The sequence below is a fragment of the Halocatena marina genome, assembly GCF_023276375.1.
GTDB classification, from domain to species: Archaea; Halobacteriota; Halobacteria; order Halobacteriales; family Haloarculaceae; genus Halocatena; species Halocatena marina.
Genome location: NZ_JALLPK010000001.1, coordinates 566,720 through 579,332, shown reverse-complemented (window position 1 = coordinate 579,332; position 12,613 = coordinate 566,720). Strand labels below are relative to the sequence as shown.

Genomic DNA, 12,613 nt, shown 5'->3' with positions numbered 1-12,613 from the left:
TGACGTAGATGTCGTTTGTACGAGAGCATTACGCGTGTAAGGATTCACATTTGCTACGGATATTTCATCACGTATGACACACTGTTTAGAAAATTGATTGGAATACAGTAGTATATCTTTGTCTCCCGTGACAATCGTGATTCACGACTTCTGATTCGCATACCTTATTCTGAAAGGAAGAGATAAAGCAGGAAACAAACGCGACAGCGAGGCGATTAGAACGGGGCCTGTGGTCCCTCGTCAGAGTCGTCGTCGGTCATCTCACCGGGGAAGGATGGCGAGGTTTGACCACCGCCCCCACCGCCCATACCGCCCATACCAGTTTCGGCGTTGACTCTGTTTATTTCTGGAATTTCCTTCACCATTCGGCTTTTAATTGCCTGAATCGTCATCGGAGAGATTCCACAGCCGCTGCAAGCACCACCGAGAGCGACGGTCACTTCACCAGCCTCCACATCGAGGTGTTGGATCGCCGCGCTTCCGCCGTGCATTTGGATCTGGGGGAAATTACGCCGCAAGAAGTTCGTTACCTCCTCTCGGAGCTCGTCTTCTGATTTTTGTGCTTCCGTGCTCATACCGACCGGTAGCGGTTGCGCACGCTTATGGCTTTCCACCAATGGTTCCTCGTATACAGAAACCGATGAATTGTCTCCATTTCGGCTAGTTGTGTCGATTACAGCCGTGGTAAAACCACCCAATGACCGAGTATAAAATAGTAATGATATAATGATGTTGAACCACTGCGATACTCCGTTATTCATCATTTAATCGATGAGGAAGAAGCATAAATTTGTTACTAATATGATAACAAAACACGTGTTATAGAATATAGGATTGATTCAGATTGTATTTTATGTGTCGACGATGGTTACGGAGAGATCATCCTCGACCACGAGTTCGAGACGGTCGCCATCGAGTTCCACAACCGATTGAACACACCACGGTTCCCGAGAGAGCACTGTCGTCTCTTCATCGCGCAGCCACGGGATTTCCCAGATCGGCGTTTCGGTAACGTCGATTCCGTGGTCGTGGTGAAACGCGACAACGATGGGCTGATAGAGAAGATAGGCACCAACTGAGTTCACGGTGCGATTCGTACACCGCTCACAGACGTGCTTAGTCCCGATTTCTTTATCGTCGAGATATTCGGAAACATCGGTTATCGAGCCGTGCATTCGGCCAGCACAATTGAGACAGAATCCGCCGAACGATGCTAAGAGTAACAACTGAAGCCACGTATCGAACGCGCGTGCGAGTTCCTCGTGAGTGCGGTTCTCGAACGCGCCCGGTGGGAAGCCAAACGACGATTTCTGGTCGTCGCACGCTGGACAACGAATGGTTACCCGCTCTTGCTCGTAATCAGCCTCCAACGACGATCCACATTTGGTACACGAGGAGGTGAGCTTGAACGCACGGGAAGCACCTCGCTGGTTGAACGTTCCGGAGTAGATTGCTCCGACGACCTGACTTCCAGCATACGTGAGTTCGTAGGACCCGTCATCGGTTCGTCGAACAAAACTCCCGAGAAGCTCCTTGAGGTGGTAGTTGAACTGACCGCTGTCAGCGATGTTAACACGGCTTCGGAGCGCAGAAAACGACAGAGACTCATCAGAGATCTCACCCAGTTCCCTGATGATATCGATTCGAGTTTTGTTGCCGAGCAGTGCGAACGCTGCCTCTGGGGACACATCCGCGAAATCATCGTAGTCGGCTGATTCAGTCATGTCGTGCTTCCTGAGCAGGCGACAGTTGTTTTCTGTGTTGCATATGTACTGTTTGCTGTGTCTCTTTCTCAATCAGTGTAGTTACGCTCGAACATATTACTTGTTTACTAAGAACGACAGAGCAGCGCGGAACGAGTCTCTAAACAGATCACTCGAGGTCGAATACGACTCGAAGTTCTTGACACAGCTCGTCTGTGTATCGGTCGAGAATGTGTTCGAACTTCTCTTCTCCTACGACGACATCCGCGCGTGCCATTGGGCTTTCAGGGAGGTCGATTCGAAACGCACCATCGTCGTAGAACGGCTCTGACTCGTTGAGTACCTGCTGATCGATCGTATGAATCAATTGCGAGTCGTATTCTTCGTTCATGGTGTCAAACGCGCGCTTGTATGCCTCCTGCAGCTCTGTGAAGTAGTGAACGTACTTGTCCTCAAACATCTCTGGATCGAATTCGGTCATGGTCAATGGTTGCTTGAAACGGGTAAAAAACAGGCGATTGTCCGTCATAAACCATATGTCGATGTATGAAAGTCGTTGGAGACGGATGTTCAGAAGAGGGTACAATCTTGGTACGAACTACGGTGGCTCAGGTCCACCATCTCCACAGTTGGTTGAGATAATCCAAGTACGGAGCCGCGTCCGTTATCGACTCTACTAAGTTCTCCTCAATAGCCATCACTAACGTCAATCGATACGGAAGAGGGCGTTCACCCAAGTAACGTGTGCTTTACCATTCACCGATCACTGCACGTCGACCTGCACGCCACGCTGGTCGAGTGCTGTGAGCAACTGTGGTACGTCACACGCACCAATTACATCGAACACAGTGAGTTGCGGGTGAAAGGGGACATTCGACCCGGTCGTCATCTCATAGAAACTGGGTGGGAGATCGTGAAGGTCGATTCGGTCTACACTGTGGGTGGCAGCTCCCGCATACAGTGCATAGAACGCACCGATGCCCTCCCCAACGAACGAGATACGTTCGGCGTCGGCTTCGTTGCGGAGGAATGCCACAGATCGAAGCACGTCGAATACGCGCATCCCGAGCAGAGAGGACTTCAGTTGTAACGCGTCGTACGCCAATTTGAACTCAGTCCCGTAGATGTCGTCGTACGCATCTACCCACCACGGAATCGGAATGGCACGGTTTTTCACCGCACCAACACCGCGTGGATCGAAGACAAAGACTGTCCCATACTCGTCAGCGAGGGACACGACCTCCTCGCGTCGTTCCGGTAACTCTTCCGTACCACGCTCGTACAGGACTATAGCAGGGGACTGAGTCGGTTCTGGCACCGATACCAGCACACCTGTCACGACGATATCTGGATTTCGTTCGGTTTTGAACCAGACTCGTTCGACTTTCAACTCATCAGATGTAGTCTGGTCGATGAATCGAGGAGACAGTTCACACACATTCCGGTCGAGGTCGAACGTCTCGACGAGCGTCTGTCGCAGTTCGTCAGCGCATGCGCTGTCGACAGTCGGTTGTATTCCTGCGTTGGGATGTGTCTCTGCAACGTCTTCTCGGATCAGATCATCAATCGTTCGCTCATCAGTGTACGCCTTCTGGACGCTCCCGCGAGGCGTACACTGCAGCGCGGCTGTTTCGAGGGTTCGTCGTTCGTCGTGGGATACGTACTCGGAATCCGCAAGATTCTCACACAGCCACGGGAAGACGCCGTCCCTGAGTTCGTACACGGAGCAGTGTGTCCTGTCGGCCGTAACGAGACGAACCCGTTCTTTTGCATCGTAGAGGTCGTAGATACGCTGCGTGCGATCGATTGCGTCTCGAACGCCCTCGATCGGGAAATACTCATCAGAAGTGGCCGCACCGATACAAATCGGTCGTGGTGCCATCGCCGTGATCAGATCATCGTAGTTGATGCCATCCGCTATTGCACCGTAGATCGCCTGTTCGGCGTCAATTCGCTTTCCACTTTTCAACCACTCGCGTCGTTCAGTAACGCTACAACACGGAGCGGCAGCATCGATTCGGTCGTCGACGAGTGAGAGATACAGGGTCTGTGTGCCACCACCGGAAGTGCCGGTAACACCGATCCGATCGTTGTCGACATCGTCTCGTTGATGGAGGTAATCAAGCGCACATTGAGCGTCGTTGATCATGTACCGCGCGAGGTTCATCCCGGCGTAAAAGCACTTTTGTCCCGCATAGCAGTGGGTGAAGACACCACCACTACCGTCGAAGACTGGGTCGCCAGTCTCGGAATCATAATACTGTGTTCGTTCTCCCTGACCGATTGGATCAACGATGAGGACAACGAAGCCGTTCAACGCGAGTTCGATACACGCTTTCTGATTGAGCGGATCCGATTTCGGATCGTCGAGATGTCCACAGAGAAAGAGAATCCCCGGATGTGGTCCATTTCCGTCGGGCACATAGCAGTTCGAAGTCACGTGGAAGTTCGAATTGCTCTCGAACGACACCATCTCGATCGAATACTCATCCCGTTCGTGCCGATCCACCGTCTCTATCGATAAGTCTTTAGAACGCTCTGGAAGCCCTCCAATCCTTGAGAGAAACATGTCTCGCACACGCTCACGACGTGCCTCGAAATCGCTGCGTGATTCGATCGATCGCTTTTCATCCTGTTCGGCAGAAAAATGGCCGTCTGCCTGACGAAGAAAGTACCGTGATAGCTGATCTTCGACATCGAAATAGCCATTCACAGCATCACTGAACCCATCCATGAGTATCGGATTTTTAATTATCATCTTCCCATGAATAGTCTGTTGGTCACTTCGGGACGTGCGTTCGATCACCAACTCGGCAGCGAATTATCTCGGCGGTCGAAATACCGTCGCGCATGCAGCCATCCGAAATTGGGAGATTATGTGTCTGATATTCCATGACATCAGGAGCCACTCCTTGTTTCCAATCTAAGATTATAAGTAAACACTCGATAGAAAGAAAGACTGTAATCGAACGAATTAATATATTTCTTTTATTACTCAGACATATTTACATTCGGGCAAACGCATAACTACCTGCAGTACCGAGGTTGTACGAGTGTCCGAGTGTCCACTTGAGCCGCCACAATTAGTTGCGCTGTACACTAACGGCTATTCGTAGTCTGTCGCACATTGAGCGTTTCTGTCATCAATTCTCGAAAGACTCTTCGAAAAACTATGTTCATCATCGCTCGGAGAATTCGAGTAAATACTTCTAATTCAAAAACAGTGTATAACGCTAGGTAATCAGAAACTGAACTTCGTTCGCTGTGCTCTCAGTCGGACGACCGTTCTGTAACCGTATCAGCCACACAAAGCATAACCAATCCCGGCTCCTCTTGGATATCGATCGTCGATTGTTCGATTCTCAATCAATAATAAGGACAGCTACCGACGTGCTGGCGGTCACTTCGTTCCGAGTTCGACAGCCATCGTATCGATACTGTCACTCAAAACCACTGGTTTCGTTTGTTGTCTGTGACGTAGCGATGTGCGAGTTGTATCTCTGCCTGTCGGAGTCGGTAGGAGAACGTCGAGCGGGGGATATCGAGGGTTGCTGCGAGATCGTCGAGCGTTGTTTTGCGTGGCGTTTCGTAATATCCACCCTCCACGGCTGCGCTGAGTGCAGTTCGTTGCTCGGCAGGTAATGTAAGCGACGCAAGAGAGTCGCGCTGCCAACCGTCAGCGTCGCGGAGGTGGCCCATCCGGAACGAAAGTCCATCACGCAGTCGTGCGGTGATCTCGTCGTAGAGTACACCAACGTGCGTGTCTGACCGCATCAGCACACGCCACGAATGCTGACTCGCTTGACGATGCGTCTCAAAGACAAGTCCCGGTGGAAGGTGTTTTCCTGCAAGCGTGTGAATAGACTCACAGTCCTGAATGTCTTCGAGATACGTATAGAGGACAAGTTCTCCATTGCGACGTTCGAGAACGTCGTGATAGCGGGTCGCATCGCAGTCACGTTGCGTGACCGACTCACCACAGGTCCCATCATCGAATCGGACCCGTTTGATCTGATCGAGTACATCTACTGACCCAGAGATTCGTTCGATCCGCCAGAACTGATCCTTGGTCACGAATCCGTCAAGCGAACGCGCCACCGAATTCGGATTGTCGATGAAAACGTTCATGACAGGGTCGACTCCGTACTCGTATTCGATCGTAAACGTGAATTCCCGCATCCCTTACCCCGTTATTGAACGTGTGGTTAAAGAAAATGCCGTTCGAGTCGTTTCTCCAATCAACGTCGTCCAGTTCACGACAAGGATGTTGGATCGAAAATAGTCATGAGAACGAATAGACAGAGCGAGCTTACTCCGATAAGACTTATAAGCACGACGAGTACCGGTTTGAGACCAGTCGAACGAAGCTCATCGAATCGAATTTCAAGACCAAGGCCGGAAAACGCAAACAGGAACAGCCAATCGGAAGCATGTTTCAACGAGGAGCGATGCTCAGGGGAGAGTATACCAGCGTTGGCGACCAACATGACCGCGAGGAATCCCAAAACGAACTTCGGAAAGGAATTCCATAGCCGACTCCAGCCACCGTACGCGGCTTGTTTCGTTGCGTTCTTTGATTCGTGAAAATAATACAGTGCATAGCCAATCGCTGCAACGCCAATCAGCGCGTTTCGCGTGAGTTTGACGAGTAGTGCCCACTTTCCAGCGGTATTTGAAAACGCGAAACCAGCAGCAGCTACCGGTCCGGTACTAAACATTGTCAACCCTGCCCAGATACCGAAGATAGTGTCTGAGAGCCCGAGAATGTGACCGATGGCCGGATAGATGATCAGCGTCAATGCATCGAACAGTAGCACAGTCGCAGCAGCATAGGCGATCTGTTTCTCATCCGCCTCGATGCTCCCCGCCGTCGCGACAACAGCTGAAACGCCGCAGATGCCTGATCCAGCAGCGAGCAACGAACCGACCTTGTTGCGGATCCCTGTCCCCCGTGCGAGTACTTCAACCGAGACGATGGTTGTCACGACTGTCGCAGTGACGAGTATAAGAATTTTCGGCCCAGCAGCGATAACACGGCCGAGAGCAACGTTTGCACCCATGATAACGATACCTGCTTCGAGCAAGAGTTTGTTCGTTCCGACTCCAGCCAGTGCCCACCGTGGAACACCGTAAATATTCCCAATGATCACCCCAATGAATATTGCAACAATCAAATGACTCACCGGAACAACAGCTGTGACCGTCCGTGCGGCCAATCCGATCACAGCGAGGACTCCGAGTCCAGGAAGCACAAACTGTTCTGGTTCAGATCGGTTCACCATGGGATCGAAATGCCGGCAAGCACAAGTATCATCACAAACAGCCCGAGTACTACCGCTTTCCAATCGCGTTCTAACTGTCTCCACGTCTGGCCAGCGAGGGTAAGCATCGATTTTACACTCATCAGATAGTATTTCATGTATCGTATCGATCCAGCACCAGTTTTCATTCGACCGAACGTTACCACGTGTTGGATTCGTTGAATGATGGCAGTATAGAACTTCGGTTAGCGCACGACAACTGTTCTGAATGTGGCGAACAAAACGTGCAAGTGGAGTCAGCAGATTCAGTGAAAGCGTGGATGCATTTAATAACCACGCTCTAGTGTACTACTATATGGAATTAGACGCATTGTTCACAGATAGCTGTGCACGCGACTGGGTAACGACCGATCCAGACTCAACAGCACCAGTCCGATTTGCGGTTGTCGGTCTCGGATGGTTCACGAAAGGACGCAGTTTGCCTGCGCTAGAAGCGAGCGACCGCTGTGAACCGACGGTGCTGGTTAGCAGCACGGCTGAAAAAGCCGAACAGGTAGCAGCAGCCACAGACGGGGCGATTGGCATCAGCTATGATGCGTTCCATGACGGTGTTGCGCGCGACAGATACGATGCTGTCTACATCTGTACCCCCAACGCACTGCATCTTGATTACGCGAGCACTGCAGCGGCCTTCGAGAAAGCTGTCCTCTGTGAGAAGCCGATGGAACGGGACAGTGACCGGGCACGGACCCTCGTCGAGACGTGCGATGCGGCCAGCGTTGATCTCATGATCGCCTACCGGATGCACACCGAACCAGCAGTTAGACGTGCGCGTGAACTCATCGAATCTGGATACATCGGTGATCCGATGGAAGTACGCGCAGACATGTCACAGCGGTTGCTTGATCGCGTTAATTCAGATCCGGATCAGTGGCGACTCGACGAGGAGCTCGCTGGAGGCGGTGCGCTCTTTGACATCGGCATCTACCCATTGAACACGGCCCGTTTCCTCTTGGACGCAGATCCGATTGCCGCAACAGGACAGACCGCGAGTACGCATGCCGCCTTCGCTGACGTGGATGAAACAGTTTCGTTCATGCTAGAGTTCCCTGATTCTGTGTTTGCGTCCTGCTATGCGAGTCACAACGCCCGCCAATCCAGTGGTATCACCGTAACCGGGACAGAAGGACAAGTTCGTGTCGAACCCGCGTTCTTTCAGGAGCAATCACGGAAACTCCACCTCTCTCGGGGAGACAGCCAATCATCTATCACGCTTGCGATGGTCGACCAAATGCGCGAGGAGTTCGATTATTTCGCTGATCGCGTACGCGGAGATGCACACCTGTCCCCGAACGGCGAACACGGACTCGTCGACATGGTAACGATGGAGGCTATTTATAAAGCAGCGGCCGAGAAGACTTGGATCGAAATTCAGTAAACGGGTAGAGAAGTCTGCTGTTCGACCTCACTTCCTCTGATCGTCTCGAATCCGAACATTCATTCTCCTAAGGTGCAATTCAACGAGTGCTGAATGACAAACAAGCGATTGGTACAACAATCGGCAGACAGATAGCATAGCGATAGTGCGAGCTGGAGACCTGAAAAATCAAGCGATATTCCGTGCTATCGCACGGTGGATTCAGTGACAGTCCCCTACGGAGATAACGGCTGAGTACTCTGCATTAGGCGATGAATCCTCGGTGGAATCCAACGAGCTTCTCACGAGAAAAGTGATCGACAGCGTACTTGATACCCTCCTTGCCAACGCCAGAATCCTTGAATCCGCCGTAGGGCATGTGGTCCGCTCGAAATCCGGAGACCGTATTGATGTTCACACCGCCGGCGTCAATCTCGTCGGCAGCGCGTTTCGCGCGATCGATATCCTGCGTGAACAGTCCGGCTTCGAGCCCGTAGTTTGTGGTATTGGCTTCTTCGATTGCTTCGTCGAAGTCGCTCACAGAAATAACCGGCACGAGCGGACCAAATACCTCTTCTTTGGCTGCGGGCATCTCCGACGTGACGCCCGACAGGACTGTCGGTTCGAATACGCGAGTTCCGAGATTGTCTCCGTAGCCGCCACCGCATTCTACGGTAGCGCCCTCGTCGATGGTCATCTTGAGCAGATCGACCACGGTCTGGAATTGATCATCATCAATCATTGCTGCGACGTCGGTCGCTTCGTTCATGGGATCACCGATAGTTAGCGATTTAGCGGCCTCAACCAGCGCATCGATGAGTTCGGCTTCGATGTCTTCGTGGACAAGAATACGCTCGACACTGTTACAAACCTGCCCAGCGTTCGAACAGGCTCCACTAATAAGCTGCTCAGCAGCCTGCTCAATGTCGGTGTCATCCCAGACAATTGTTGGATCATTTCCACCGAGTTCTAAAGTAAGTTCTTTCATACCACTATTATTTGCAAGATACGTACCGACATCCGTCGAACCCGTAAACGAAATGGCTTCGACTGCCTCGTGGTCGAGGAAAGCGTCACCGACTGTTGATCCACTTCCAGTGACGATGTTCACGAGACCATCAGGCGCACCGATATCCTCACTGGCCGCTTCGAGACACTCGAACAACACGATAGAACTCAGTGGTGTGTTGGATGCGGGTTTACCGACGACCGCGTTACCCGCAGCAAGGGCAGGTCCAACCTTGTGTACCATGAGGTTTAGTGGAAAGTTGAACGGCGTGATGGCGGCGACGACGCCAAGCGGTTCGTGCTGGGTGAAACAGTGATCCTTCGCAAATCCTTTCTGGCCGTCCATCGGGATGTATTCGCCGAACATTCGCTTTGCCTCCTCACCGGAGAGCTGCAGCGTCTGCACGGCTCTGTCGACCTCCGTTCGCGCTTCGGAAATCGGTTTTCCCTGTTCGCTCGTGATGATCGTCGCCACGTCGTCTGCGCGTGCTTCGAGTTCGGCGGCGGCAGCAGCGAGCAACTCGTAGCGTTCGTAGGCCGAGAGCGTCGATGCACGGTGGGCATGGTCGGCTGCCTCGATAGCTTCATTCACCAGTGACGTGCTCGCCAACGGGACGGACCCGACAGCTGTTCCGTCATATGGATTGGTGACTGCAATCCTATCATCAGCATCGGTCCATTCGCCATCGATGAGCATTCTCTTGTCTAACCGGTTGGCTGCATCCAAACTCATATCCACACGGTCGGCTATCGTCACAATAAGTGTTACCCCACTGACTATGAACGAACCGAGGTATCCAGACGCTGTCTCTGTTGATCAGGAACTAATCAATCGATTGTGACACCATCCCAAATTATAAATTGATACTGGCCGAGTGGTAGGTATGGACCTATCGGGAGTAGTCGTTCCCATGGCTACGCCTACCGACAGGCGTACCGAGGAGATCGATGTATCTACACTCGAGCGATTCACCGATTCGCTCGTCGAGGCTGGCGTTCACGGTCTGTTTCCGGGCGGCTCGATTGGCGAATTCTCAAGTCTGACACCCGACCAGAACCACACTGTTATCGAGACCGTCGCTTCGGTCGTCGGCGACCGCACTTGCGTCTTCGCCGGCTGTGGTGACACGAGTGTCGATGCTGTCGTCGAGAATACTCGGACTGCTGCTGAGACGAACGCAGACGTCGCAGTCATCGTCACTCCGTACTATCTGAGTACGACCCAGATGGGACTCGAAGAATTCTTCACCAACGTCGCGGAATGTTCGCCGTTACCGATCGTCTTGTACAATATCCCGCCATTGACCGGCAACGCCATCGAAATCGAGACCGTGATATCGCTCGCAGATCACCCGAACATCGTTGGTCTAAAGGATACATCCGGGGACCTCACATATCACCACCAAGTCAACGAACAGACGAACGCCGCGTTCTCTGTTTTTCAAGGAGCAACTGAACTCGCCGCTGCGTCGCTCGAACTTGGAGCTGATGGCATCATCGCGGGGCCTGCAAATATATTCCCAAATCTCCTTGCCCGTCTGTACAACGCTCACGCGGCCGGTGATAATGATGCTGTATCTTGTATTATGAACACTGTCGTCGTGCCCATGGTCAGTGCGACATCTGACCTTCCGACCGCAGCGGCAATCAAGCATCTCGTTGCCGTACACGGGATGGACATCGGAACGCCACTCCCGCCGCTTCCACCGCTGACGAAAACCGAGCGTGCGCAGCTGGAACGGACGTATCGTCATGTAGTTGAGGCTATCGAGAACAATATCATCACACAGTAACCGAATTCGCGTTACGGATTAACGTCGTTCGAACTGTTCTACATTCTCGATGCATTTCTACGCCAACAGCGGCTGTACCGGACGAAAAACAGCATCAACGGATGAAAATGACATCAGTTGTTGATTTGGTTGTCGATCTGGTTCTGCGCATCGTCGAGCGCCTTCTTCGGCGATTTGCTTTCGACGAGAGCTTTGTTACACTCTGTGTACACGATCTTCGAAAAAGCCGAGTACTTTGGGGTCGATGGACGGGCGCTCGTCTGTTCGACGATCTCCTTGAATAGTTTCAGGTGCTCCGCTTCGTTGAAGTACTCATCTGTGTAGAGATCCGTCCGGACTGGCAGTCGACTATGTTCGAGCGCCATATTTTTCTGGGCTTGTTTCGAGGCCATGAAGTTAGCAAACTGCTGGGCTGTTTCTGTGTGCTTCGAATTATTATTGATGAAAATATTCCACCCTCCGAGACAGGAGTTCTTAGCATTGGGTGAGCCTTTGGCTTTCGGCAGCGGTGCGACATCAAATTTCCCTTTGACTTGCGATCCGTCCTCGTTCATCAGCGCGTAGGCATACGGCCAGTTTCGCATGAATATCGTGTTTCCCTGCTGGAACGTTTTCCGGTTTTCGTCGGTGCTGGATGACGGAACGGACTGGGGTGTTACACCGTGCTTGTGGATGAGATCGACAGCGTGCGAGAGTGCGTCAATTCCTTTCTTGGTGTTGACTGTGAGCGTCCCGTTCTGTCGGACACTGCCGCCCATACCCCACAGCCAGTTGAGCCACATGATGGTTAGGCCCTCGTTGGAGCCGCCCTGCCAGATGTAGCCGTTGAGATCCTTCTCGCTGGTCTTTTTGATCTTCTTTGCCATCTTTACGAGTTCCATGTACGTCTTGGGCGGCTCGTTGAATCCGGCTTCCTTCAATAGATCGGTACGGTAGTACAACGCGTTGGCGTCCGTGTGAATCGGCATTCCGTAGAGAGACCCATCGATAGTGACGGATTCGACAGGCGTTTTCAACATCGTATCAGTGAGGCCCTTCGGGTCTTTCACTGTAGCGGCCCAGCCGTTTGTCGCGAATTCCGAAGGCCAGACGACATCCATATTCCCAACATCGAACGATGAAGCCTGAGAAATGAATTGGTTGACGTAGTACTTACGCGTTGATGAGGATTCGGCGGGCGTTTTCTGGGCGCTGATTGTGACTTTCTTGGCCTGCTCGTCAAACATCGCCAGCAAATCCTTCGCATCAGAACTGAAATAACCGGGATAGACGTACTTTATTTCTGTTTGACCATCGCTGCCACCGGTGTTATCACCACTACTACCGAGACAGCCTGCGAATAGAGTCGTACTACCGACAGCGATACCTTTCAGTAACTGACGTCTCTTTCGACGATAGTCCTGGTGGGACATATGTTGTCACACATGGATT

The 12,613-nt window shown here is 52.2% G+C and carries 11 protein-coding genes; 2 read left to right on the top strand and 9 right to left on the bottom strand.

Annotated elements, in window-relative coordinates; genetic code table 11:
• Window positions 1–215: 215 nt before the first annotated feature.
• The 7 genes from MW898_RS02795 to MW898_RS25440 all read right to left on the bottom strand — a co-directional run bounded on the left by MW898_RS02795 (window position 216) and on the right by MW898_RS25440 (window position 7,107).
• Window positions 216–575: a NifU family protein gene (locus tag MW898_RS02795; RefSeq protein WP_248904375.1), complete on the bottom strand. Its 360-nt coding sequence runs from the start codon at window positions 573–575 to the stop codon at window positions 216–218.
• A gap of 276 nt (window positions 576–851) precedes the next feature.
• Window positions 852–1,724, bottom strand: coding sequence for a winged helix-turn-helix domain-containing protein (locus MW898_RS02790; protein WP_248904373.1), 873 nt, complete (start codon window positions 1,722–1,724; stop codon window positions 852–854).
• A 148-nt stretch (window positions 1,725–1,872) separates the two neighbouring features.
• On the bottom strand, window positions 1,873–2,184 hold the full coding sequence (locus MW898_RS02785) for a DUF5783 family protein (protein ID WP_248904371.1): 312 nt from the start codon (window positions 2,182–2,184) through the stop codon (window positions 1,873–1,875).
• A 282-nt stretch (window positions 2,185–2,466) separates the two neighbouring features.
• Window positions 2,467–4,437, bottom strand: a complete 1,971-nt coding sequence (locus MW898_RS02780) for an acetylxylan esterase (protein WP_248904368.1) — start codon at window positions 4,435–4,437, stop codon at window positions 2,467–2,469.
• A 710-nt stretch (window positions 4,438–5,147) separates the two neighbouring features.
• A complete protein-coding gene (locus MW898_RS02775; RefSeq protein WP_248904366.1) occupies window positions 5,148–5,882 on the bottom strand; it encodes a helix-turn-helix domain-containing protein in 735 nt (244 codons plus the stop codon).
• 74 nt (window positions 5,883–5,956) lie between these two features.
• The gene (locus MW898_RS02770) at window positions 5,957–6,985 is read right to left on the bottom strand and encodes a YeiH family protein (RefSeq protein ID WP_248904364.1); all 1,029 of its coding nucleotides are present in this window, start codon (window positions 6,983–6,985) and stop codon (window positions 5,957–5,959) included.
• Window positions 6,979–7,107 carry a hypothetical protein gene (locus tag MW898_RS25440; protein ID WP_264555291.1) on the bottom strand — a complete coding sequence of 43 codons (129 nt, stop codon included), beginning with the start codon at window positions 7,105–7,107 and terminating at the stop codon, window positions 6,979–6,981. Before MW898_RS25440 ends, MW898_RS02770 begins: the two co-directional genes overlap by 7 nt.
• Window positions 7,108–7,319: 212 nt before the next feature.
• On the opposite strand from MW898_RS25440, the gene gfo6 reads away from it, so the two are divergent.
• On the top strand, window positions 7,320–8,402 hold the full coding sequence (gene gfo6, locus MW898_RS02765) for a D-xylose 1-dehydrogenase Gfo6 (RefSeq protein ID WP_248904362.1): 1,083 nt from the start codon (window positions 7,320–7,322) through the stop codon (window positions 8,400–8,402).
• A gap of 244 nt (window positions 8,403–8,646) precedes the next feature.
• Here the strand turns inward: gfo6 and MW898_RS02760 are convergent, their stop codons facing one another.
• Complete coding sequence (locus MW898_RS02760) at window positions 8,647–10,122, bottom strand: aldehyde dehydrogenase family protein (protein WP_248904360.1); 1,476 nt, start codon at window positions 10,120–10,122, stop codon at window positions 8,647–8,649.
• A gap of 151 nt (window positions 10,123–10,273) precedes the next feature.
• On the opposite strand from MW898_RS02760, the gene MW898_RS02755 reads away from it, so the two are divergent.
• Window positions 10,274–11,182, top strand: coding sequence for a dihydrodipicolinate synthase family protein (locus MW898_RS02755; RefSeq protein ID WP_264822395.1), 909 nt, complete (start codon window positions 10,274–10,276; stop codon window positions 11,180–11,182).
• 113 nt (window positions 11,183–11,295) lie between these two features.
• Here the strand turns inward: MW898_RS02755 and MW898_RS02750 are convergent, their stop codons facing one another.
• The gene (locus MW898_RS02750; RefSeq protein WP_248904356.1) at window positions 11,296–12,594 is read right to left on the bottom strand and encodes an ABC transporter substrate-binding protein; all 1,299 of its coding nucleotides are present in this window, start codon (window positions 12,592–12,594) and stop codon (window positions 11,296–11,298) included.
• Window positions 12,595–12,613: the final 19 nt, after the last annotated feature.